The 23717-nt window shown below is 70.0% G+C and carries 16 protein-coding genes and 1 pseudogene; 11 read left to right on the forward strand and 6 right to left on the reverse strand.

What is annotated here, in order from left to right; translation table 11 throughout:
- Nucleotides 1–86 precede the first annotated feature (86 nt).
- From QSK18_RS08050 to QSK18_RS08060, 3 genes are all read right to left on the reverse strand, one after another.
- Nucleotides 87–1589: a chemotaxis protein CheW gene (locus QSK18_RS08050; protein ID WP_232809418.1), complete on the reverse strand. Its 1503-nt coding sequence runs from the start codon at nt 1587–1589 to the stop codon at nt 87–89.
- Nucleotides 1586–4021: a methyl-accepting chemotaxis protein gene (locus tag QSK18_RS08055; RefSeq protein ID WP_232809417.1), complete on the reverse strand. Its 2436-nt coding sequence runs from the start codon at nt 4019–4021 to the stop codon at nt 1586–1588. The genes QSK18_RS08050 and QSK18_RS08055 overlap by 4 nt, the downstream gene beginning before the upstream one ends.
- Before the next feature lie 90 nt (nt 4022–4111).
- Nucleotides 4112–5722 carry a dolichyl-phosphate-mannose--protein mannosyltransferase gene (locus QSK18_RS08060; RefSeq protein ID WP_269809604.1) on the reverse strand — a complete coding sequence of 537 codons (1611 nt, stop codon included), beginning with the start codon at nt 5720–5722 and terminating at the stop codon, nt 4112–4114.
- Between the two features lie 123 nt (nt 5723–5845).
- Between QSK18_RS08060 and QSK18_RS08065 the strand changes: the two genes are divergently transcribed.
- Together QSK18_RS08065 and rsmI are read left to right on the forward strand one after the other, a co-directional pair.
- Nucleotides 5846–7696, forward strand: coding sequence for a hypothetical protein (locus QSK18_RS08065; RefSeq protein ID WP_232809415.1), 1851 nt, complete (start codon nt 5846–5848; stop codon nt 7694–7696).
- Entirely contained in the window at nt 7693–8559 is an 867-nt protein-coding gene (gene rsmI, locus QSK18_RS08070; protein ID WP_232809414.1) for a 16S rRNA (cytidine(1402)-2'-O)-methyltransferase, read from the forward strand. The genes QSK18_RS08065 and rsmI overlap by 4 nt, the downstream gene beginning before the upstream one ends.
- Before the next feature lie 49 nt (nt 8560–8608).
- Here the strand turns inward: rsmI and QSK18_RS08075 are convergent, their stop codons facing one another.
- From QSK18_RS08075 to QSK18_RS08085, 3 genes are all read right to left on the reverse strand, one after another.
- The gene (locus tag QSK18_RS08075) at nt 8609–9160 is read right to left on the reverse strand and encodes a GNAT family N-acetyltransferase (protein ID WP_232809413.1); all 552 of its coding nucleotides are present in this window, start codon (nt 9158–9160) and stop codon (nt 8609–8611) included.
- 42 nt (nt 9161–9202) lie between these two features.
- A complete protein-coding gene (locus QSK18_RS08080) occupies nt 9203–9940 on the reverse strand; it encodes a VOC family protein (RefSeq protein WP_285617594.1) in 738 nt (245 codons plus the stop codon).
- 257 nt (nt 9941–10197) lie between these two features.
- Entirely contained in the window at nt 10198–11082 is an 885-nt protein-coding gene (locus tag QSK18_RS08085; protein ID WP_285617596.1) for a type IV toxin-antitoxin system AbiEi family antitoxin domain-containing protein, read from the reverse strand.
- Nucleotides 11083–11213: 131 nt separating this feature from the next.
- On the opposite strand from QSK18_RS08085, the gene QSK18_RS08090 reads away from it, so the two are divergent.
- The 9 genes and pseudogenes from QSK18_RS08090 (at nt 11214) to rsmA (ending at nt 23715) form a co-directional block, all read left to right on the forward strand.
- Nucleotides 11214–12404 (forward strand): aminotransferase class I/II-fold pyridoxal phosphate-dependent enzyme, encoded by a 1191-nt coding sequence (locus QSK18_RS08090; protein WP_232809410.1) that lies wholly within the window; start codon nt 11214–11216, stop codon nt 12402–12404.
- 92 nt (nt 12405–12496) lie between these two features.
- Nucleotides 12497–13876, forward strand: coding sequence for an SWIM zinc finger family protein (locus tag QSK18_RS08095; protein WP_285617598.1), 1380 nt, complete (start codon nt 12497–12499; stop codon nt 13874–13876).
- A gap of 3 nt (nt 13877–13879) precedes the next feature.
- The gene (locus QSK18_RS08100; RefSeq protein ID WP_285617600.1) at nt 13880–16777 is read left to right on the forward strand and encodes a hypothetical protein; all 2898 of its coding nucleotides are present in this window, start codon (nt 13880–13882) and stop codon (nt 16775–16777) included.
- 75 nt (nt 16778–16852) lie between these two features.
- Nucleotides 16853–17179: pseudogene (locus QSK18_RS35880) on the forward strand (AlbA family DNA-binding domain-containing protein); the annotation flags it as partial.
- A 75-nt stretch (nt 17180–17254) separates the two neighbouring features.
- Nucleotides 17255–18454, forward strand: a complete 1200-nt coding sequence (locus tag QSK18_RS08110) for an ATP-binding protein (RefSeq protein ID WP_232809406.1) — start codon at nt 17255–17257, stop codon at nt 18452–18454.
- 67 nt (nt 18455–18521) lie between these two features.
- Nucleotides 18522–20321, forward strand: coding sequence for a methionine--tRNA ligase (gene metG, locus QSK18_RS08115; protein ID WP_232809405.1), 1800 nt, complete (start codon nt 18522–18524; stop codon nt 20319–20321).
- A gap of 60 nt (nt 20322–20381) precedes the next feature.
- Entirely contained in the window at nt 20382–21248 is an 867-nt protein-coding gene (locus tag QSK18_RS08120; protein ID WP_232809404.1) for a TatD family hydrolase, read from the forward strand.
- A gap of 368 nt (nt 21249–21616) precedes the next feature.
- Nucleotides 21617–22750, forward strand: coding sequence for a resuscitation-promoting factor (locus QSK18_RS08125; protein ID WP_285617607.1), 1134 nt, complete (start codon nt 21617–21619; stop codon nt 22748–22750).
- 98 nt (nt 22751–22848) lie between these two features.
- Entirely contained in the window at nt 22849–23715 is an 867-nt protein-coding gene (gene rsmA, locus QSK18_RS08130; protein WP_285617609.1) for a 16S rRNA (adenine(1518)-N(6)/adenine(1519)-N(6))-dimethyltransferase RsmA, read from the forward strand.
- Nucleotides 23716–23717 lie beyond the last annotated feature (2 nt).

Here is a 23717-nt window from a genome sequence, read left to right on the forward strand (position 1 = left end):
CATCCTGCTCCCCGGGGATGGCGGCCACCAGTGGGCAGAGTGTGATCGATCAGCCAGTCCGCGAGCGGTTTCGGCTCTCGGGCCGGTCAGAGGCTCGCAGCAGCGAGGGCCGCCGGCGGGACGAGCGCCGCCCCGATCGCGGCGAGGTCGATCCGGGAGAGCATCCGGGGCTCGTCCGAGGTGCCGATGGCGGCCAGGCGGATCATCCACCTCCGGTCCAGGGCCTCCGCCAGTGAACTGCCGGCAGGCCGGCTCGAGGCCGCCGGGTCCTCCCACACCGAGCGCTCGATCGCCCGCAGGGCGTGCACGGCCAGGCCGACCAGACCCGGCCGGGTGCTCACCAGCAGCAGGTACTGGCTGTGCTCGGGCGAGTGACCCAGGCCGAGAAGGGCGGCCAGCCGGATCAGGGGCACCACGTTGTCCCGGTGGGTGAACAGGCCCAGGACGGTGTCGTCGCCGGCCTGGAGCACGCTGAACCGCTCGGGGAACGGCAGGATCTCGACCACCTGGTCGAGCGGTACCGCCAGGTCCTTGCTGCCGGGGTACACCGAGAAGGTGAGGTAGGTGCCACCGGCCCGGGCCTCGCCCGCACTCTCCTGCGGGTCCTCGCCGGAACGCTGGGCCGGCACCGCTTCCCCGTTGTCGTTGGCGTGCGGGGTGTTGAGCCGGGAGAGCGCGTTCAGGTCCGGGTGCCCGAGAATCTCCGGCACGGCCAAGGACAGGAAGTCGCCCCGGCCCGGGATGCGCACCACCCCGTCCAGGTACTGGCGGCCCGCCACCGGTACGGCGGGCAGGGGGAAGCGCTGGGCCGCGCTTGCCGGGATCAGCTCCAGCACCTCTGACAGCAGCATCACCACTACGCCCTCGTGGAAGCGGATGGCCACCCCCTCGGTGTCGTGGGCCGAGAGCTCACCGAGCCCGGCCAGCATCAGCGGGTCGAACACCGGGACCTCGGCGCCGTCGTAGTCGGTCACTCCGCGGCACGATCCCTGCCGCAGCGGGGAGTTGCGCACCTGCACCCGCGGCACGATGGTGTGCACCGCCTCGATGTTCACCGCCAGGAGGTGTTCCGCGCAGCGCACCAGCAGGATCGAGCCGGACAGGTCGGCCGCCTCCAGCCGGTGCTCGACCTGGTCGCCGAAGGCCCCCTCACCCCCGGCCCGGTCGTCCTGCACCACCGGGATCCCGGGCAGGGTGAAGAGGATCTCCACGTCGAGGACGCTGACGATCTCGCCGTCGGTGGACGTGAAGGTGTGCGAGACCGGGAGCCGCTGCCCGGGTCCCCCCACCTCCCGAAGCCCCTCCGGCGTGGTCACCCCGTGTACGCCGTCCACCGCCAGCCCGAGAAGCCGTCCGCCGTGGAGGATCACCACGATGACGTGGTGGCCCCCCGGGCTCTCGCCGGGCCGGTCCAGCGCCAGCAGGTCCAGCACCGGGATCACCTGGCCCCGGAGGTTCACCGCGCCGAGCAGTCCCGGTGCACTGGTGGGCAGCGCCGCCAGTTCGGCCGGGCAGGGCGTGACCTCCCGGACGGCGGTCAGCGGCAGGGCGACACAGGCCTGTCCGATCGCGAACAGCCCGTGCGTCATCGGCTGCTGCTGTCGGCCGGCCCGAGCAGTTCGGCGATCAGCGCGGTGACCTCGGCCGAGGCCTCCACCTGGGTCTTCGTGGCCATCACGATGAGCTCGATCGAGCCGCTGGTCTGCCCGACGCTGGAGACGATGTCCTCGAACGCGTCCCCGGCCTTGCGGGAGACCTCGGCGCCCTGGTCCACCCGCTGGGTCGACTCCTTCACCAGCTTGGAGATCTCCCGGGCGGCGTCGGCCGAGCGCTCGGCCAGCTTGCGCACCTCACCGGCCACCACCGAGAAGCCCAGGCCGTGCTCGCCGGCCCGGGCCGCCTCGATCGAGGCGTTGAAGGCGAGCAGGTTGGTCTGGTCGGCGATGTCGCTCATCACCTGGACGATCTCGGCGATCTGGGCGGAGCTGCGCTGGATCAGGGAGATCGCCTCGGCGGACTCGCGCAGCGCGGCCGACCCGGTCTCGGCGTCGTCCTGGGTGGAGGTGGACCAGCGGTTGGCGTCGGCGGTGCTCATCGAGATCGCGTCGATCGACTCGGTCAGCCGCTGCACCGCGGCGCTCATCGCCTCGGTCTTGGCCTTCAGCCGCTGTTCCAGCTGCACCTGCTGGGTGATGTCGGAGGCGTACTTGATCACCTTCACCGGCCGGCCGGACAGGTCGAGGATCGGGTTGTAGCTGGCCTGGATCCACACGTCCCGGCCGTACTTGCCGACCCGGTGGAACTGCCCGGAGCGGAACTCGCCGCGCTGCAGGCGCAGCCAGAAGTCCCGGTACTCCTCGGAGGTCACGTAGTCGGGGGTGCAGAAGATGCTGTGGTGCTGGCCGACGATCTCGCGCAGGGTGTAGCCCACGGTCTTCAGGAAGTTGTCGTTGGCATCGAGAATCCGGCCCTCGAGGTCGAACTCGATCACCGCCTGGGCGCGGTCCAGAGCCTGCACCCGGCCGGCGTACTCGGCGTTGCGCAGCTTGTCGGCGGTCACGTCGGTGGCGTACTTGACCACCTTGAACGGCCGGCCCTCGGCGTTCAGGATCGGGTTGTAGGTGGCCCGGATCCAGACCTCGCGCCCGTCCTTGCCCACCCGCAGGTACTCGCCGGAGTCGAACTCGCCGCGTGCCAGTTTGCTCCAGAACAGCTGGTACTCGGTGCTCGCGGCCTCTTCCGGGCGCACGAACAGCCGGTGGTGCCGGCCCCGGACCTCTTCCAGGCGGTAGCCCAGCAGGTCGAGGAAGGCGTCGTTGGCGTCCAGCACGTTGCCCTCGAGATCGAACTCGATCACCGCCTGCGAGCGCAGGATGGCGTTGATCTTGCCCTCGAAGTCGGCGTTGCGGGTCTTCTCGGCGGTCACGTCGACCGCGAACTTGACCACCTTCCAGGGCTTTCCGTCCAGGTCCAGGACCGGGTTGTAGATCGCCTGGAGCCAGACGTCGCGCCCGCCCCGGGCGACGCGATGGAACTCGCCCGAGATGAACTCGCCCTCGCGAAGGCGTCGCCAGAACGTCTGGTACTCCTCCGAAGCGGCCTCGAGCGGGGGCACGAACATCCGGTGGTGCTTACCGATCACCTCTTCCCGGTCGTAGCCCATGGTGGTCAGGAAGTTCTCGTTGGCCGTCTGGATCACACCGTTGAGGTCGAACTCGATCACCGCCTGAGAACGGTCGATCGCGGCCACCTTGCCCTCGAAGTCGGCGTTGCGGCGCTTGGCCTCGGTGACGTCGGTGGCGTACTTGACCACCTTCCAGGGGTGGCCGTCGATGTCCAGGATCGGGTTGTAGACGGCCTGGAGCCAGATGTCGCGTCCGCCCTTGCCCACCCGGTGGAACTCCCCGGCCACGAACTCGCCGGCCCCCAGACGCTGCCAGAACTGCCGGTAGGCGGCCGAGCGGGCCTCGTCCGGGGGGACGAACATCCGGTGGTGCTGGCCGACCACCTCGCCGCGGCTGTAACCCACGGTCTGCAGGAAGTTCTCGTTGGCCTCGAGGATGATGCCGCCCAGGTCGAACTCGATCACCGCCTGGGACCGGTCGATCGCGGCGATCTTGCCCTGAGCGTCGGCGGCCGCACGCTTGGCGTCGGTGATGTCGAGGGCGTACTCGATCACCTTGATCACCTTGCCGGCCACGTTGCGCACCGGGGTCCAGGTGGAGCGGATCCACAGGTCGCGCCGGCCCTGCCAGACCCGGCGGAACTCACCGGACGAGGAGTCGCCGGCCCGTAGGTCGGCCCAGAGGCTGGTGTAGGCCTCCGACTCGGCGACGTCGGGCGGCACGAGATCGGTGTGGCTACGGCCGATCAGCTCGCCGACCGAGTAGCCCATCAGCGTGGCGTAGGCCTCGTTCACGGCCAGAACCGTGCCGTCCAGACCGTACTCGGCCCTGGCCTGTCCCCGGGCGAACGCCTCCACCTGGCTCCTGAGTTCGGCCAGCTCCTCGTCCACCGTCACTGCGGCCCTCCGTCCTCTGGTTGTGCCAGGACGGTCGTCCTGAGGAGAACCGCGCTTGAGGACGAGGGGTGGTTGCCACCCGTGCGGGCCTCAGATCCAGCTGGGCAGCCACATCCGGTCGCTCCAGCTGGGCTGGGGGATCACCTGGGCGGTGTAGAGGGGCAGGAAGAACCAGAAGCAGAGCACGGCCAGCAGCACCAGCGTCCCGGCGATCCAGGCCCCGTTGCGCCGGCGGCGGGCCGAGTCGCTGCGGCGCCCCAGGATCAGCCCGAGCACGTAGACCACGGTGAGCACGACCCAGGGGGTGAAGGCGATCGTGTAGAAGTTGAAGATCGTGCGGTGCTGGTACTGGAACCAGGGCAGGTAGCCGGCGGCCAGCCCGGCCAGCACGGCCCCGGCCCGCCAGTCGCGGCGCAGCACCCAGCAGAACAGCAGCACCACGATGCCCAGGGTGGCGCCCCACCAGATCACCGGGTTGCCCAGGGCGGTGATCGCCTGCGAGCAGACGTCGACCGCGCAGCCCAGCTCCCCGCGCTTGGGGTCCTCGTAGTAGAAGGCGGTGGGCCGGCCCACCACGATCCACGACCAGGGGTTGGCCTCGTAGGGGTGGGTGGCCGCCAGGTTGATGTTGAAGTCCCACATCTGCTGGTGGTAGTGCGCCAGGCTGCGCAGGGCCCCGGGCAGCCAGGTGATGCCCTCGCCCGGATGGTCCTGGGCCCACCGGCGGTCGTAGGCGTCGCTGGAGAGGAACCAGCCGGTCCAGGAGAGCAGGTAGGTGGCGAACGCCACCGCCAGCATGAGCGTCCCGGAGAGCGCGCCCCAGATCACCGAGCCGGCGAACCAGTGCCGCAGCCCCGCGGCCCGCCGGGCCCCGGCGTCCCACAGGATGATCATGATGCCGAAGACCAGGGCGAAGTACAGGCCCGACCACTTGGTCCCGGCGCACAGCCCCAGGCAGACCGCGGCGGCGATCCGCCACCAGCGCACGCCCATCCACCACGACCACGAGTCGGCCGCGCGTTGTTCGCGGCCCTCGCCGAACTCGCCGAATTCAGTGGCGGCCCGCAGTGCCAGCCGCCGGCGTCCCATGTCCCGGTCGGCCACCACACAGCCGAACGCGGCCAGGGCCCAGAACATCACGAACACGTCGAGCAGGCCGGTGCGGCTGTGCACGAAGTGCTGGCCGTCGATCGCCAGCAGCAGGCCGGCGGTGAGCCCGAGCAGGGTGGAACCGAACAGCCGCCGGGCGATCAGGATGATCATCAGGATCGACAGGGTGCCGACCACGGCCGAGGCGAAACGCCAGCCGAACGCGCTGGTCGGCCCGAAGATCCACTCGCCCAGGCCGATCATCCACTTGCCCACCGGCGGGTGCACCACGAAGTCGGGGGTGCTCAGGAAGACGTCGGTGTCACCGCGGTTCCACAGCGGGTCGACCTCCTCGCCCTTGCCCTTCCAGGCCAGCTCGTAACCGGCCTCGATCATCGACCAGCCCTGCTTGACGTAGTACGTCTCGTCGAAGACCAGGGTGCCGGGGGTGCCGAGGTGCCAGAACCGGATGAACCCGCCGAAGGCGGTGACGGCCAGCACGGCGAGCCAACCGCGCAGCGTCAGACGGGGACTGCGCTGGGTGGGCGAGGGCGGGCGGACCGCGCGCACCGCGGCGCGGGTGGCCACGGCAGGGCTAATCACCCGCGTCATCGTAAAGGGTGCGGGGGTGGGGCCGGATGCCCTCACCTGTCAGACTGACCTCCGCCGGGCGCTCGCCAGGGGGTCGACGCGGAGCTGGACAGCAGGAACGCCGAAACAGGAGGACAGGCGCGGGTGAGTGCGTCGCCGCAGGCCACACCGGTCGATCAGCGGGTCTGGCTGCCCAGACCCCGACGGGAGGACCCGTCCGGGCCGGTGCTCGTGCTGGTCGCCCTGGCCGCCCTGGGTTTCGGCCTGGCCGCCACGGCCGGCCTCTGGGCCGATCCGGCCGGCCGGTTCGTCGCCGGCAACGTGCCGGACGCCATCCACTACTCCTGGTGGCTCGGGCACACCCCGCACTCGCTGGGCGAGGTGCGCAGCCCGTTCGAGACCCAGGACCTGAACTACCCGACCGGCGTGGGCGCGATGAACAACACCACGCTGCTCCTGCCGGCGGTGCTCCTCGCCCCGGTGACGGTGCTGGTCAACTCGGTCCTCACGCTGAACATCCTGAACCTGCTGGCGGTGCCCGCCTGCTTCGCGGCCGGCTATTGGGCGCTGCGCAAGGTGCCGGGCGTCTCCTCCGGCGCGGCCGCGGTCGGCGCCGCCGCCTTCGCCGTCTCCCCGGCCATCGTCAACTCGCTGACCGGGCACATCACCATGGCCCTGGCCCCCGGCCTGCCGATCCTGATCGCGCTCAGCGTGGAGGCGTGGCGCACCGACCACCGCCGCAGCAGCCGCTGGGACGCGCACGGCCCGATCCGGGTCGGGTTCTGGCTCGGCCTGGTCGCCCTGCTGCAGGTGTTCCTCGGTGAGGAAGTGCTGTTCCAGGCCGGTCTCGGCGCCCTGCTGATCCTGCTCACCGCCGCGGTCTTCCGGCCGCGTCAGATCAAGGCTGGCGCCGCCCGCCTGGCCCGCACCCTGCTGGTCGCCTTCACGGTGTTCCTGCCGCTCGCCGCCTACCCGCTCTACCTGCAGTTCTTCGGGCCGCACGCGCACCACGGCAGCCCGTTCACCAAGGACTACTTCGGCGCCGACGTGACCGCGTTCTTCACCCCGACCCCGGGGGTGCTGCTGCACCGCGCGGCCGACCTGGAGAACGCCCGCAACTTCCCGGGCGGGATCGAGGAGCACCTGGCCTACCTGGGCTGGCCGCTGATCATCACCTGCCTGATCACGATCGTGCTGGGCTGGCGCATGCTGGCGGTGCGCTGCGCGGCGGTGGGTCTGCTGGTGTCGGCGGCGCTCTCGCTCGGCGGGCGGCTCTGGATCGACGGGGTCTGGACCGAGCACCGCGGTCCCTACCACCTGCTGCAGGAACTGCCGGTCACCGAGGCCTCGCTGGCCACCCGGCTCGGCCTGCTGGTGGCTTTGTTCTCCGGGGTGCTGCTGGCCCTGGCCGTCCAGGGGCTGCGCAGCGGTTCCCGTCATCGTCTGCTGCACCCCGCCAGCCGGCCGAGCGGTCGCACCAACGTCACCGCCAGGGCGGTCGGGGCGGTCGCTGTCTCGGTGGCCTGCCTCGCGCCGCTGCTGCCGGCCGCGATCCCGGTCGTCGACGCGCCCGAGACCCCGCAGTGGTTCACCAGCCAGGCGCAGGATCTGCCGAACGATACGGTCGTGGTCGTGCTGCCCTACCCGGTGCCGACCCTGCCCACCGCGATGCGCTGGCAGTCCGAGGCCGGCTACCCGTTCCGGATGCCGGGCGGCTACTTCCTCGGCCCCGCCGAGGACGGCCAGGCCTACGTCGGGGGAGCCGCCGATCCGGCCACCGCACGGCTGCTCTCCGAGGTGCAGTACACCGGTGTGGCCAGGGTGGTCACCCCGGCCGACCGGGCCCAGGCCCAGGCCGATCTGCAGGCCTGGGGGGCCGACAAGATCGTGCTCGGGCCGGACCAGGCATCCGACGCGCTCCGCCGGACCGTCTCCGACCTGCTCGAGCAGGCCCCGGTCAGCGAGGGCGGCGTCGAGATCTGGGAGATCCGGTGACCGGCCGGCTGGTCCTGGCCGCCACCCCGATCGGCGACCCGGAAGACGCCTCGGTGCGGCTCGCCCGGCTGATCGAGACCGCCGACCTGATCGCGGCCGAGGACACCCGCCGCTTCCGGCGGCTGGCCGCGGCCCTGGGGATCACTCCGCAGGGCAAGGTGATCAGCAACTACGAGCACAACGAAGAGGCCCGCTCCGGCACCCTGCTGGAGGTGGTGGCCGGTGGTGGCACGGTGCTGGTGGTCACCGACGCGGGCATGCCCGGGGTCTCCGACCCGGGGCTCAAGGCGGTGCGGGCCGTGGTCGAGGCCGGTCTGCCGGTGACCGCGCTGCCCGGCCCCTCCGCGGCACTGACCGCTCTGGCGCTGTCCGGCCTGCCCTCCGACCGGTTCTGCTTCGAGGGTTTCCCGCCCCGCACCAACGGCAAGCGTGCCAGTGCTTTTCGTGCGCTCGCCGAGGAACCCCGCACCCTGATCTTCTTCGAGTCGCCCCGGCGCACGGCCGACACCCTTACCGCCCTGCGCGACGCCCTCGGCGCCGATCGGCCGGCCGCGGTCTGCCGTGAGCTGACCAAGACGTACGAAGAGGTCAAGCGCGGTTCCCTGGCCCAGCTGACCGACTGGGCCACGGAAACCGAGGTGTTGGGCGAGATCTCGATCGTTGTGGGCGGGGCGCCCGAGCGCACGCCGGTCGACCTGGCGGACCCGTCAGCCAAGGATGACGTGGCCGCCCTGGTCGCTCGAGTAGAACAAATGGTGGACGAGGGTGAGCGGCTCAAGGACGCAGTGGCCACGGTCGCTGGGGAGACCGGGGTGAACAAGCGGGGGCTCTACGACGCCGCCGTAAAAGCCCGTTCCTCGTAGTCCTGCGGTTTCGCGCCCGAGGCGCGCCCCCCGTCCTCAATTTGTGCTTTTAAGAGAGGGCCCGGTACCGCTCGGCGGTGATCCGGTAGAGCACGTGCGGCGTGCCCCACCAGCCCGGGTGACCCGGGTGTTCGAAGTCGTCGGCCGGATCACGGGTCAGCCCGATCTTCCGCATCACCCGCTGGGACGGCTCGTTCGTCACCGTGGTCATCGAGACCACCTGCGGCAGCTTGAGTTCGCCGAACGCGTAGGCCAGCGCCGCCCGGCCCGCCTCGGGCGCATATCCCTTGCCCCAGTGGGCTTTCGCCACCCGCCAGCCCACCTCGACGGCGTTCTCGGTGAACCAGCCGGGCATCGGCCAGAGCCCGATCGGGCCGACCACCTCACCGGTCTCGCGCAGCTCGGCCGCCCACAGCCCCCAGCCGTGCTCGTCGATGTGCTGGCGGATGGTGTCCAGCGCCTGGTCGCTCTGCTCGCGGGTCTGGGTGGTGGGGAAGAAACGGCGCACTTCCGGGTCGGAGTTCAGCGCGAAGAAGGCATCTCGGTCGGAGTCCTTCCACTGGCGCAGGATCAGGCGCTCGGTCTGCAGCTGAGTCGTCACCGGCTCACGATGCCACTGCGGCTTCTGCGCCGAAAGTCCTTTTCAGTCCTGCGGGCGTAGCACGCAGACCTCGTTGCCCTCCGGATCGGCCAGCACCACCCAGGTGACCTCGCCCTTCGGCGCCTCGGACTGGCCGATCTCGGTGTGCCGGGCCCCGGCCTTGATCAGCCGCTCCACCTCGGCCGCCTGGTCGTCGGCGGCGTAGGGACGCACGTCGAGGTGGACCCGGTTCTTCACGGTCTTGGGTTCGTCGGTGCGGATGAACTCCAGGAACGGACCAGGGGTGGTCAGGGTCAACGTGGCCACCGGCCCACCCTCGGCCCGCAGCTCACCGGCCCCGGCCTGCTGCCAGAATGCGCCCAGCGCAGCCGGATCGTGGGCCTGCATCACGATGGCCGCGATCGGCCCGAGCCCGTCGTACTCGTCCCGGTGCTCCAGCACGCAGAACTCGTTGCCCTCGGGATCGGCCAGCACCACCCACGGCCGCTCCACGTCGAGCTCGATCCGCCGCGCCCCCGCCGCCTCCAGCCGGGCCACCGTCTCGGCCTGGTGCGCCGCATCGCGACTGGCCAGGTCGAGATGCACCCGGTTCCAGCCCGACTTGGCCTCCGGCACCGGCCCGAACACCAGCTCGATGCCGGGCTCGCCCGGGGCCGGGGCGATGTCGCTCTCCAGCTCGTTCTCGAACGAGATGCCCCACCCCAGTGCCTCACCCCACCAGCGGGCCTGGGCGCGCTGGTCGGCGCAGTCGATCACGACACTCGTCAGACGGGTCGGCATGGGGATCAGTGTGGCCGACGGGGGCGCCGGGCGCAGCCCAATTGCCCGCTTCCGGAAGTGGCCCGCCTCGCCCGTCCCCGTTCTGCCCCGTCCCGCGCCCCAGGATCGGATGACAAAAGCGCCCCCCGCCAAGATCGGATGACAAAAGTTGCTCTATAGCCCACTTTTGGCATCCGATAATGGGCAGCACGCGAGCAATCAGGGAAGGGGACAGGTGGGGGAGCAGGCTCTGGGGGAGCCGGACCAGCCTCGCCGGTTCAGGGCGGTGGCAACCTGCCGGGCAACGAGGCAAGGGCGTTGGGCCACGTCGCACCAGCCGTAGCGCAGAACGGTCTCACCGCCGAGGGCCGCAGCGTTGTCACGTCGCAGGTCCCGGAAGGACTCGTGCACGGGATGGGCCTCACGTCCGTCGAGTTCCACCACCAGGCAGTAGGAGTCGTAGCGGACGTCCCGGTACCGAGTTCGGCCGTCGGCCTCGCGCTGCGGAAGGTTGCGCGTGCCGCGCGGAAGCCCGTGAGCAGCTTCCAGCCGCGCGTATCTGAGCTCCAGCAGCGAGTGCACCCGTCCTCGAACTCCTGCAGCATCTCGCTGATCAGAGCACGCCAGCGGTGTCGCGCCCGCTCGGACAGGGCCAGGCCGACCAGCCCGCTGGTGGTCAGCCGCTGTTGGACGACCCGCAGCACGACGTCGCACACGGCCTCCGGGTCTGTCTCGCGGTCGGCCACGTCCAGAACCGCGTCTTCGACCCGTAGCCGTGGCGGGCCAGGACCATCGGCACGGCGCCGTGCCAGTTGCCCCCGCACCTGCCGGATCTGAATGCCCTCAGCCGGGCGCCGCGGTCCGGGATGAGGAACGCAGACTTCGACCGGGCCGGTCCGCCGGGGCAGGGCCCCCGCCAGCCAGAGCGCGGTCCGGCCTCCGGCCAGGGCGCTCTTCCCGCAGAAGAGCACTGCGCCCCAGATCAGCGCCCGGTCGGTGCGCGGACCGGAGTGCGTCAGATAGACCCCTGGCCAAAGGGTCTGCCAGCGGTGGTCGTCGATGTGGCGCCGGGCCTGGTCGCGCGAGCGGCCCAGATCCAGGAGCTGCCGCCGGGTGATCACTCCTTCCTGGGCCGAGGCCAGACCCTCCCAGTCGTCGGGCACATCTCCACTTTGCCGCCTTTTCCGACGTGATCCGTCCACCTGAGGATAACTGCACCGCTCGCCCTCGGGCAGGCCAGGATCAGGTGATTGGCTATCCGGCTCCGGCGCCGGGCCGGACTAACGTGATCACGATGGAGTTCAGGAGAATCCCGGGTCTGCCGCCGTACGTCTTCACCATCATCGACGGCCTCAAACTGCAGGCCCGCCGGGACGGGAAAGACATCGTCGACCTGGGTTTCGGCAACCCCGACATCCCCAGCCCCGAGATCGCGGTGGAGAAGCTGGCCGAGGCCGCGCACAACTCCCGCAACCACCGCTACTCCTCCAGCCGGGGCATCCCCAAGCTGCGCGAGGCCATCGCCGCCCGCTACGCCCAGGAGTACGGGGTCGAGCTCGACCCGGGCAAGAACGTGATCGCCACGATCGGCGCGAAAGAGGGCTTCAGTCACCTGATGTGGGTGCTGCTGCAGCCCGGTGACGCGGCCCTGGTGCCCTCCCCGTCCTACCCCATCCACATCTGGGGCCCCTACTTCGCCGGCGCCGACGCCCGCCAGGTGACCATCGGGCCCTCGGGCGGCAAGGACTACGTCGACGCGGTGATGGAGGCCTGGGAGTACGGCTGGCCCAAGCCGCGCGTGGTGGTTCTCTGCTTCCCGCACAACCCCACCACCGCCACCATCGAGAAGAAGGATCTGCAGCGCCTGGTCGACTGGGCCCGGGAGCGCGACGTGGTGCTGGTGCACGACTTCGCCTACGCAGACGTCTGGTTCGACGGTGTCCGCCCGCCCTCGATCCTGGAGTGCGAGGGGGCGATGGACTGCGCGGTCGAGCTGTACTCGATGACCAAGTCGTTCTCCATGGCCGGCTGGCGGATGGCCTTCCTGCTCGGCAACGCCGAGGTGGTCGCCGCGCTGGCCAAGCTCAAGAGCTACCTCGACTACGGCACCTTCCAGCCGGTGCAGATCGCCGCCACGGTCACCCTGAACGAGGCGTCCGACTATCCGGCCGAGGTCAACGCCGTCTACGAGGCCCGGCGCAACGCCCTGTGCGACGGCCTCACCCGGATCGGCTGGGAGGTGGCCCGGCCCAAGGGCACGATGTTCGTCTGGGCCCCGATCCCCGAGCAGTTCCGTTCGCTGGGCTCGATCGAGTTCGCCACCCGGCTGGTCAAGGAGTGCGACGTGGCAGTGTCCCCGGGCGTCGGCTTCGGGCCGGACGGCGACGGCTACGTGCGCTTCGCCCTGATCGAGAACGAGCACCGGATCGCCCAGGCGGTGCGGCAGATCAAGCGCGGGCTGCCCGGGTTGGGGGAGTCCGTTTGAGGACGCTCGCCACGGCGATCGCTCGCCGGTCCGGTTCGGGGGCAAAGGGCTGAGAGCCCATTTTGTCGTACCCCGCCCCTATGGTCTCGAGCATGGAAGCGACTCAGACCTACAGCTACCGTCGTCCGTCCTTGTTACGGCCGGGCGGCCTCGGTCTGGAGACCTCCGGCGGCACCACGGCGCGGAGTCTGGCGGCCACCAACCCGTCGGGTACCGACGCGCACCCTCAGTTCTTCACCGGTTTCCTGCAGCGCCCGGCCGTCGCCGCGGCCGGGCTGCTGGCGGTGGCCGAGGTTGCGCGTACCCGTTACTTCCAGCCGGCCGAAACGTCTTTCCGTGATCCCGTGGTCACCAGTGACGGTGAGCGGTTGCGGTTCGAGTCGTTCTCCGTGTGCGGCGGTGTGCACCTGCGGCTCGACGTCCTGGCGGCCGGTCATGACGGCGACGTGGTCGACCGCGGTACCACCAACGTCGACGTGAACGAGCCGCTGCGCCGGGCGCTCAGTGGCGTTCTCGACGGGGCGGCGTTGCACCTTTCCGTCGGCCCTGACGAGGTCACGGTCACCACGAAGACCGAGAAGCTGGTCGAGCGTAAGGTCCCGCTGCCCCGCAGGTGGGTGCGCGGGTTCGGTGAGATCTACGTACTGAGCGGCGAGTTCGACACCCGGGCGGAACTGTCCGCGGCCGAGGCGGCTCGCTTCCTGCGGGCCCTGCCCAGCCAGCGGCGGGCCTCAGGTGCGTTCTGGTTCGCGCCCGCCGGGCGTTCGCTGCGCCTGGTCTCCCGTCCGGTGCCAGGGGCGGTCTGCCTGGCCGGCCCTCAGCGTCTGGCCGCGCTGCTGCCCCTGCTCCGGTTCGCTTCGGGTCTGCGGGTCTACGGGCCGGTGGTGAACGCAAGCAGTCAGGCAGTGGCCAGTGCCTGGGAGGTCACCCTGCCCGGAATGCGGCTCACCGCCACCGTCTCGCCCGATGCCACTCGGGGGTTCTCCGGCGAAGGCGCGGTCCTTGATGCGCTCTCCGGCGACACGGTGGCCGAGGACGCCGATCTGATCAGTGCACTACTGGCGTTCGAGCCGCACATCGACACCCCCACCCTGGCCGCCGAATCGGGCCTCGACCAGACCCGGGTCCGGGCCGCCCTGGTCCGTCTCGGGGCGGCCGGCCGGATCGGGCGCGATCTGGCCGAGGCGGCCTCGTTCCATCGCGAACTCCCGTTCGACGGGGCCGTGGTGGAAGCACTCAACCCCCGCCACGGTGCCGCCCGGGCCCTGGTCGCGGCCGGCGCGGTTCAGTTCGAGCGCAACCGGCCGGGTGATGTGGCCGCCCTCGTGAGCAGCGGGACAGACACGCACCGGGTACGCCTCGACGGCGATCGGCGTTCCTGCACCTGCATCTGGTACGCGAAGCATCTCGGCACTCGAGGGCCGTGCAAGCACGTCCTGGCCGTGCAGCAGTCGATGCGGGTGGAGGGCTGAGGGATGGAGTTCCAAGATCTGCTGGAGGCCATGAAGGGCCGGCCCTGGCCGCGCTCCGGCGGGCCTTCCGGTGGCGTCGAGCAAACCGTTCAGATCATGCTGCATCTCGCCGAGGCCGAAAGGCGCTCGCTCGCAGCGGAGGTCGCTGCCCTGGTCCGGGCTCACACCCGCTGGTGGCAGGAAGATACCCCGCGCCCGAAGGCGTCGGAGAGTGCAACGGCGGTCGCGGTGGCGGGCACCCTGACGGTGGCCCGGTTGCCAGGGGCGCTGCGGCGGCTCAGCGTAGATGCGCCGAGCCGCCGGGCCCGACAGGCCGTGGTCACCGGGATCGTCCAGGTTCTTCAGGCGCGAGGGCTGATCGACGATCCCCGCCTCGCCGCCGAGCTGGTTCGGCGGGTCCGCGACTGGGACCGGTGGGACAGCGGCCGCTGGTACTTCGAACTGGCCCGTGAGGTCCTGCTCCGCCAACCCGGGCCGCCGCCGGTAGAGGTTGCCTACGTGCAGCTCTGGCTGCAGGACCACCGCCAGGTCGAGGCCGACCTCCGCGCCCGGCCGCAGTGGTCGGCGCTGGTGATGGAGGCGCTGGCGAGCCGGGGCACCGGCCAGTTGCTCGACGGTCCAGACCTACGAGCACTCCTGATCCGGCTGACCGGTGACAGGCCGCCCGGACGTCCTGCGCTGCTCGAGCGTTCCGAACTGCTCGACGCCTGTATCGGTGCCCTCCAGAGCACCGACCGGAAGGTGGATCTGCACGGCCTGCTCGCCCTGCACGAGCAGCTCAATCCTTCTCTCGACGAGGTGCACTCCCGGGTAGGGCAGTACGTCAGCCTCATTGCCGGGGCTCCCGCTTTCGTCGCCACGGTGGCCCAGCAACGCCTGCGGGCGCTCGACGAAGTGGGCCGGCTCGACGCCTCGGTCGTCGAACAGGCCACGACGGCGGTTCTTGTACGGCCGGAAAAGGGGCTCTTCCGGGCGCAGCTCAGCTGGTTGCGGCCGGCTCTTCGACGGCCGGGCTCCGTGGTGCCCGAGTCTGTGGCCCCGGGGGCAGGGGTGCTGGAGTCTGTGGTGCCGGGGGCAGGGGCGCCGGGGGCAGGGGCGCCGGGGGAGGGGATGCCGGCGTTCGTGGTGCCGGAGTCTCTCATCCTCGCGGTGGCTGTGGGGCTCGGCCATCCGGATCCGGCGCTGCAGAAGCAAGTGCTGAATCTGCTGATCCCGTATGCGACAGATCTGTCTGCTCCGGCCCGGGCCGAACTCGCGGTGGCGGTCGGTGCGATTGCGCCAGATCTGCGTCCACTGGCCGCAGCCCTGACCGGCGGTGAGCACTCGCCGCCGGCTCTGGAGGCCGCGCCTCTTCCGGCCCCACCTCCGGCTGTGCAGCCGGCCCAGTCCCTCGAGCTGTTCGCCGACGCAGAGATCCTGGCCGAGGAACTGGCGATCTTCTACCAGAGGTGGGACAGCAACGGGCAGGTCGATTTCCCGCAGGTCGAGCGTTTTCTCGCGGGCCTGGTGGCCTTCAGCTGGCAGGACCCGGAGCGGCTGCAGGCAGCTCTGAACCCGATGATGAAGAGAATGACGTGGTTGCCCGAAGGCCCGCCGCAGCCCCAGCTTCCGGGCCGGGACGAGTTCGTGAGATACACCTCCGTCCTCGACCTGCTGGTCCTGTGCCTGCGATCGGTCCGGGCCCTCGCCGCAGGCCCTCCGGAGCTGCGCCGTCAGCCGGAAGTGGCTCCTGAAGAACTCTTTCACCTCGAGAACAAACACGGCGTGCGGGCCGGTGACGTCATCCTGCGAAGGGTTGCCGAGGTCGGGGCCGGCATCCTGTGGTCCCCCGTCCCGGTGCTGCTGGCCACGCCCAGCACCGACGAGGGCGTTCTCGAGGCCGCACACCTGCTCAGCCGGCTGGGACTGGTCGAGGCGGCCGGGTGCCGGCCCTGGCCCGACGATCTGCGCCAGGCCTACCTGCGTGTGCGCCCGGCCGACCGTGGCCCGGTGCTGGAGGCCGTCCGGCGGGTTGCCGGTGAGCAGAGCGCATCCGGCCTGGCCGCACTCGGATCGGCCGGTAGCAGGACAAGTCTTCAGCTCTGGACCCGGCAGACCCGCTACGCCGTTCACTACTTCGACAAGAACGAGTCCCGGTCCGACCTGCTGGCCGTTCTTCACCCCACGCACTCGGCGGAGCTGCCGCAGCCGTGGGCCAGGCTCTGGAGGCTGCCCATGCCGGGGGCCAAGATGTTCTTCTACGACACGGCCTGGCTCAGTTGCTGGCCGGCGATCCTGCCGTTCGACCGGGAGGTGACGGCCGCACACCTGCATCGCGAACTCGCCGAACTCAACCGGGGGGCCGACGAAGTGGTTCTTGCGCACGCCCGGGTGCCCGGGCCGATCGGTCCGGCCGGCCTCCTGCTGTACTGCCGCGCTCTCGACTCGGCCCGGGCCGAGACCCGGGTGGCGGCCGCCGAGGCCCTGGCCGTCCTGCTCGGCCGGGATGAACTCGACTCCCCGGCTCTCGGCCATCTGCTCGGCCGACTGGCTGTGGAACGCCAGGTCAAGCTCAACCGGGTGGTCGACGCACTACGCGGCCTGGGCGAGGCCGGGGCCTGGCCGACCGTCTGGGCAATCCTGGCCTCAGCTCTGCCCCAGTGCCTGCCGGCCCCCGCCGGCGAACCCCTCGCCCGGCTCGCCGATGTGGTCGCCCTGGCGGTGGAGGCCGCGCAGCACACCCAGGCCACCGGCGAGCTTCTCGGTCATTGCCCGGTCGACGGCCTGGCCGAGGTCGCGGCCCGCAAGAGCGCCAGCCGCCTGCGCACCGAGGCCCGGCGTCTCAGCGGCATCCTGGCGGAGGCGAACAAGGGGCCGGCCGATCCGGCGGGACTGCCCGGCCTGGCGATAGGACAGGTATGAACCGGTTATGAATCCGAACTGACCCCGGCTAAATCGGAGTGGAGTTCAGTTTCATAATCGGTTCATGCTGCGGCCATGGAGAGACTTCCGGATGAGGTGTCCCTGCAGCACCTGCGGCTCTTCATTCAACGCGAGCATGAGCACCTCGAACTGAAAACCGGTGCGGGCCGTAAGCCGCTGCAAGAGGCTTTCGTGGCCATGTCCAACACCGACGGCGGAACCATCTTGATCGGTGTCACTGATGCCCGGGAGGTCGTTGGTCACGGAAGAAGCCAGGGTCTCGACGACGCGGTTCACAGCGCAGCCACCGATGCGCACAACGTCGGGCGTTACTCGATCCGGGAGATCCAAGTCGACGGCCGGGTTCTGGTGGCAGTAGAGGTGCAGCGGCGCAACGACGAGGTCGCCCAGACCAGCGACGGGCGGGTTCTGGTTCGCCGCGGCGGCCACAATCAGCCGTTGTTCGGAAGAGACCTCATGGCGCTCCTGGCTTCACGAACGCTTGTTCGGTACGAGTCGACCGATTCTGGAGTACGCGCCGCGGATGCTGACCCGCAACTCGTGCGGGCCGTCTCCCGTGCTTTCGGCTGGAACCCGCGGGACTCCCAGGACCGGTGGTCCGAGCGCGGCCTCCTGCACGAATCCGGAAACCTCTCGGTGGCCGGTGCGCTGACCCTGACCGATCCGGCCACATCCCTCCAGGCGGCCAAGTTCACGGTGGACGTCCGGGTCTACGAGAGCGACCAGGACCTGTCCTACGTCTTTCGGCGAACGGTCGACGGGCCGGTTCAGCAGCAGGTGGAGATCGCTACGGGGATGGTCCTGGAGCGGATGGGGACCGAGATGGTGATCACCGGTGCCCGACGCCACGATGTGCCGAGGCTTCCGGCCCGGGTGGTCCGCGAAGCCCTGGCCAACGCAGTCGCGCATCGATCGTACGAACTCGACACATCTCCGGTGGTGGTCGAGATCCGCCCGAACGAGGTGGTTGTTACGAGCCCCGGTTCTCTGCCCCCTCCGGTGTCGGTCGAGACGCTCCGACAGGCCCAGTCTCCCCGCAATCACACGGTGATCGATGTGCTGCGGCGCTTCGGCCTGGCTGAGGACAGTGGGCAGGGAATCGACATCATGCAGGACTCGATGCGGCTGGAAATGCTCAGGGAACCGGGATTCAGCGAATCCAGTGACTCGTTCCGGGTGGTTCTGCCGTTGCGGGGGCTGATGTCCACGACCGAACGAGCCTGGCTCCTGGAGTACGAACGAGAAGGGCGCCTGCTGCCGGAGGAGCGCGGCCTGCTTCTGGTCCTGCTTCGTGAGGGACGTCTGACCAATGCCCGGGCCCGAGAGGCCTTGTCGGTGGACAGTACGGATGTTCGGACACGACTGCGCCGGCTCTGCAAGGCCGGGCTCATGACCCAGCACGGAACCCGAGGGCGGGCTTACTACACCCTGGGTCGGGTCGGCCCGGATCGCACCGACCAGCAGGTGGTGATGGATGCGGCGGGGGCAGGACCGATCACGAACGAGAAGGTGCGCCGGCTCACCGGGCTGGATCGTGTGGCTGCCCGGACCCTTCTGCAGGGACTGGTCGCCGAGGGTGTGCTTGAGCAGCACGGCACCCGCAGAGGCACGACGTACACCCTGCCGAGTCTCGCCGACCAGGCGCTACACAGATGAGAGACCCCGTCTGCCGATGGTCAGGGCATGCGCAAATCGGGTTGCCGGACGTGGAAAGATCTAAGGCATGACCAGGATCCTCACCGCGGTCGCTTGGCCCTACGCCAACGGCCCTCGTCACATCGGCCATGTCGCCGGCTTCGGCGTGCCCTCCGACGTCTACAGCCGCTACATGCGGATGGCGGGTCACGACGTGCTGATGGTGAGCGGCACCGACGAGCACGGCACGCCGATCCTGGTCCAGGCCGAGCAGGAGGGTGTGTCGCCGCGCGAGCTGGCGGACCGCTACAACCGCATGATCGTCGAGGACCTGCACGCTCTCGGCCTGTCCTACGACCTGTTCACCCGCACCACCACCCGCAACCACTACACCGTTGCGCAGAAGCTGTTCCGCACCGACCACGCCAACGGCTACATGATCGAGCAGACCACCACCGGGGCGGTCTCGCCGTCCACCGGGCGCACCCTGCCCGACCGGTACATCGAGGGCACCTGCCCGATCTGCGGGTTCACCTCGGCCCGGGGCGACCAGTGCGACAACTGCGGCAACCAGCTCGACCCGTCCGACCTGATCGACCCGAAGAGCCGGATCAACGGGGAGACGCCGAAGTTCGTCGAGACCACGCACTTCTTCCTCGACCTGCCCGCGCTGGCCGAGGCGCTCGGCGACTGGCTGCGCACCCGTGAGGGCTGGCGTCCCAACGTCCTGAAGTTCTCGCTCAACCTGCTCGACGACCTGAAGCCCCGGGCGATGACCCGGGACATCGACTGGGGCATCCCGGTGCCGCTGCCGGGCTGGGAAGAGAACTCGCACAAGCGTCTGTACGTCTGGTTCGACGCCGTCGTCGGCTACCTCTCGGCCTCGATCGAGTGGGCCCGCCGCACCGACGACCCGGAGCAGTGGCGCAAGTGGTGGAACGACTCCAGCGCCGTGTCCAACTACTTCATGGGCAAGGACAACATCACCTTCCACTCGCAGATCTGGCCGGCCGAGCTGCTGGCCTACGCGGGCAAGGGGGCCAAGGGCGGCGAGCCGGGTGAGTTCGGTGAGCTGAACCTGCCCACCGAGGTGGTCAGCAGCGAGTTCCTGACCATGGAGGGCAAGCAGTTCTCCTCCAGCCGCGGCGTGGTCATCTACGTGCGCGACATCCTGTCCCGCTACCAGCCCGACGCGCTGCGCTACTTCATCTGCGCGGCCGGGCCGGAGAACCAGGACACCGACTTCACCTGGGCCGAGTTCGTCCGCCGCACCAACGACGAGCTGGTCGCCGGCTGGGGCAACCTGGTCAACCGCACCGCCTCGCTGATCCACAAGAACCTGGGCGCCATCCCCGAGGCCGGTGAGCTGCAGCCGATCGACCAGGCCGTGCTGGAGACCACGAAGGCGGGTTTCGCCACGGTCGGCGAGCTGCTGGCCACGCACAAGCAGAAGGCCGCACTGACCGAGGCGATGCGGGTGGTGGCGGAGGTCAACCGCTACCTGTCCGAGACCGAGCCGTGGAAGCTGAAGAAGACCGACTTCGAGCGGATGAAGACGGTGCTGCACGTCGCGGCGCAGGCGATCAACGACTGCCGGGTGCTGCTGTCGCCGTTCCTGCCGCACAGTTCGCAGCTGGTGCACGAGGCGCTGGGCGGCACCGGCACGGTCTCCCCGCTGCCGGAGATCCGTGAGGTGGAGGATCTCGACGGTGGCCAGGGCTACCCGGTGCTGATGGGCAACTACAAGCTCGGCGAGACGGTGGCGGCCTGGGAGTCGGCGCCGATCGTGCCGGGCACGGCGGTGCCCGCGCCCACCCCGATCTTCCGCAAGCTGGACGAGTCCGTGATCGAGGAAGAGCTCGCGCGGCTGGCCGACAAAGACAAGTAAGGAGCAAATGGGGGACGTGTGTGGGCCTGGTGCCCACGCACGTCCCCCATTGGTCTGTTGATGAGTAAGAAGAAGAACAACGACGGCCCTGTCCCGGTCCCGCCGGCGCTCCCGCTGCCGGTGGTGGACAACCACACCCACCTCGACCACGTGCGGGGCACCGACGTCGGTGAGGTCGCGCAGTTCGAGGCCGTGGAAGCGCTGATCACGCAAGCGGTTTCGGTGAACGTGACGCGGATGGTGCAGATCGGCTGCGACCTTCCGGCCGCTCGCTGGACCGTGCAGGCCGTGGACCGGTTCCCGCAGTTGCTCGGTGGTGTGGCCCTGCACCCCACTGAAGCAACGAAACATGCTGCAGCGGGCGACTTCACGACCGCCTTCGACGAGATCGAGAAGCTCGCCGAGCATCCCCGTGTCCGGGTGGTGGGGGAGACTGGCCTGGACCACTACTGGGTGGACGACGAGGCCGGCCGGGCTGCGCAGGAGGAGAGTTTCCGTCGGCACATCGACCTCGCCAAGCGGCTGGGCAAGGCGCTGCAGATCCACGACCGGGATGCGCACGACGACGTGATCCGGGTGCTGGAGTCGGAAGGGGCGCCGGAAAAGACGGTGTTCCACTGCTTTTCCGGCGATGCGGCGATGGCCCGGCTGGCCGCCGACCGAGGCTGGTACCTGTCGTTCGCCGGCACGGTGACGTTCAAGAACGCCGCCGACCTGCGCGAGGCGCTGGCCGCGGTGCCGCTGGAGCAGGTGATGGTCGAGACCGACGCCCCCTACCTGACTCCCATGCCCCACCGCGGACGTCCGAACGCCAGCTACCTGGTGCCGCTCACGGTGCGGTTCATGGCCGAGACGCTGGGCCGCGATCTGGACGAGATGTGCGCCACTCTCAGCGCCACCTCCGAAACGGTTTACGGACAGTGGTGACCCGTGGTGTACGAGTGCTCCTCTAGCCCAACCGGGACGATCTACGGGGGAGTTCGTGACATCTCGCGGTGTCACGTTTTCGGGGGTCGCCGAAAGCCCTGAAGCGCACTATTTTCCGCCCCTCGGGCAGCCGCGCAGAAGCCGTCCTGACCTGCGTTGATCGGTTTCGGGTGGGTCCGCGCCGAGATCTGGGCCGGCAACTTCGGCTTGGGAATCGGTTGCGGTTCGATTACGGTGTGCGGTCGACAGCCGGGATCGGACCCTCCCGGCGGAGAACCGGGCCACCCGCGAGGGTGGTCCGGACCCGCGATCAACCCTCCGGATCGCCTCCGCCGACCGTGCCCGGGGAGTACGAGGCTTGGAGCATCGTGCGCTCGCTCGTCCACAGCAGACCCGCGCGGTACATCGCGCAGGCAGCAGTTCTCGCCGCAGCGGTCGGCGGCAGCGTCTGGTACAGCCAGGCGAACAAGACCATCACCCTCTCCGTCGACGGCCGGACGACCGAGATCAGCTCGTTCTCCACCGACGTGGCCGACATCCTGGCCGACCAGAACATCCAGGTCCGCGAGCGCGACCTGGTCGCCCCGGCCGTCGACAGCAAGGTCGGCGAGGGCGACACCGTGGTCGTGCGCTACGCGCGCCCCCTGAAGCTCACGGTCGACGGCGAAGAGAAGACCTTCTGGACCACCGAGCTCAGCGTGGACAAGGCGCTGCTGGCTCTCGGGGTGCGTTCCGAGGGCGCCGAGCTCTCCGCCTCCCGCTCCGCCCGGATCGACCGGGCCGGCCTGACCATGTCGCTGACCACGCCCAAGGCGGTCACGCTGGTGGCCGACGGCGAGCGCGAGAAGATCACCACCACCGCGGCCACGGTCTCCGACCTGCTGACCGACGAGAAGGTGAAGGTCGGCTCGCTGGACAAGCTGTCCCAGGTGCCGAGCACCCCGCTGCGTGACGGCCTGACCGTCAAGCTGGCCCGGGTCACCCGCGACGAGGTCACCAAGACCGGTTCGGTCGAGCACAAGACCCGCCGCACCGAGACCAGCAAGCTCTACGAGGGCCAGTCGAAGGTGGTCACCGAGGGCCGCGACGGCGTGCAGAAGTCGGTCTGGCAGATCACGAAGACCGACGGCAAGATCACCAAGCGCAAGCTGATCGACACCGACGTCACCCGCAAGCCGGTGACCGAGGTCGTCCAGGTCGGCACCAAGGCCCGCCCGGCCGCGTCCTCCGGTGGCAGCTCTTCGGGCGGTGGCAGCGCCGGCGGCGCCGCCTCCGGGCTGAACTGGGCCGCGCTGGCCGAGTGCGAGTCCGGTGGCAACCCCTCGGCGGTCAACCCGGCCGGCTACTACGGGCTGTACCAGTTCAGCCTGAGCACCTGGCAGTCGGTGGGCGGCTCGGGCAACCCGGCCGACGCCAGCGCCTCCGAGCAGACCAAGCGGGCGCAGATTCTGTACAACAAGGCCGGCGCCGGTCAGTGGCCGGTCTGCGGCAAGCGGCTCTGACCACAACGCAACAACCCACCTGAGGACGGGTGTGGGCCCCTGAGGCCCACACCCGTCCTTTGGTCGGTGCCCGACTCGGGAAGGTAAGGTCGGCGGCTGTGTCCACGACGTCTCCGGCCCTGCTCGGCCCCGCCGACATCCGTCAGCTGGCCGGACGGCTCGACGTCCGCCCGACCAAGCAGCTCGGGCAGAACTTCGTGGTCGACGCCAACACCGTGCGCCGGATCGCCCGGCTGGCCGAGATCGGCCCGGACGACCTGGTCACCGAGATCGGCCCGGGCCTGGGCTCGCTGACCCTGGCCCTGCTGGAGACCGGGGCGCAGGTGGTCGCGGTGGAGATCGACCCCAAGCTGGCCGCCGAGCTGCCGGCCACGATCGCCACCCGCTGCCCGCCCGAGGTGGCCGCCCGCTTCAGCATCGTCGAGTCGGACGCCCTGCTGGTGCAGGCCGCCCAGCTGGAGGTCGACGGGCGCACCCCCACCGCCGTGGTCGCCAACCTGCCCTACAACGTGGCCGTGCCGGTGCTGCTCACCCTGCTGGAACGCATCCCCACCCTGCGCTCGGGGCTGGTGATGGTGCAGGCCGAGGTGGCCGACCGACTGGCCGCCCGGCCGGGTGACAAGGCTTACGGGGTGCCCTCGGTCAAGGCCGCCTGGTACGCCGACGTGCGCTGGGCCGGCGCGGTCTCCCGGCAGGTGTTCTGGCCGGTGCCCAACGTGGAGTCGGGCCTGGTGCAGTTCACCGCCCGCCCGCACCCGGTCGCCGACGTCAGCCGGGAAGAGGTGTTCGCCTGCGTCGACGCGGCCTTCGCCCAGCGCCGCAAGACCCTGCGGGCCGCCCTGGCCGGCTGGGCCGGTTCGGCCGACGCCGCCGAGGCCGCTCTGCGCAAGGCCGGGATCGACCCGAAGACCCGGGGCGAACGACTCACCGTGGAACAGTTCGCCGCCCTGGCCGCCGCACGCTAGCT

It is taken from the genome of Kineosporia sp. NBRC 101677, from assembly GCF_030269265.1.
In the GTDB taxonomy this organism is placed as follows: Bacteria; Actinomycetota; Actinomycetes; order Actinomycetales; family Kineosporiaceae; genus Kineosporia; species Kineosporia rhizophila.

Excerpts from the sequence above, each read along its gene's own strand:
- QSK18_RS08050 (WP_232809418.1), bottom strand. The coding sequence starts at position 1,589 with ATGACGCACGGGCTGTTCGCGATCGGACAGGCCTGTGTCGCCCTGCCG.
- QSK18_RS08060 (WP_269809604.1), bottom strand. The coding sequence starts at position 5,722 with ATGACGCGGGTGATTAGCCCTGCCGTGGCCACCCGCGCCGCGGTGCGC.
- QSK18_RS08080 (WP_285617594.1), bottom strand. The coding sequence starts at position 9,940 with ATGCCGACCCGTCTGACGAGTGTCGTGATCGACTGCGCCGACCAGCGC.
- QSK18_RS08090 (WP_232809410.1), top strand. The coding sequence starts at position 11,214 with ATGGAGTTCAGGAGAATCCCGGGTCTGCCGCCGTACGTCTTCACCATC.
- QSK18_RS08095 (WP_285617598.1), top strand. The coding sequence starts at position 12,497 with ATGGAAGCGACTCAGACCTACAGCTACCGTCGTCCGTCCTTGTTACGG.
- QSK18_RS08100 (WP_285617600.1), top strand. The coding sequence starts at position 13,880 with ATGGAGTTCCAAGATCTGCTGGAGGCCATGAAGGGCCGGCCCTGGCCG.
- QSK18_RS08110 (WP_232809406.1), top strand. The coding sequence starts at position 17,255 with ATGGCGCTCCTGGCTTCACGAACGCTTGTTCGGTACGAGTCGACCGAT.
- metG (WP_232809405.1), top strand. The coding sequence starts at position 18,522 with ATGACCAGGATCCTCACCGCGGTCGCTTGGCCCTACGCCAACGGCCCT.
- QSK18_RS08120 (WP_232809404.1), top strand. The coding sequence starts at position 20,382 with ATGAGTAAGAAGAAGAACAACGACGGCCCTGTCCCGGTCCCGCCGGCG.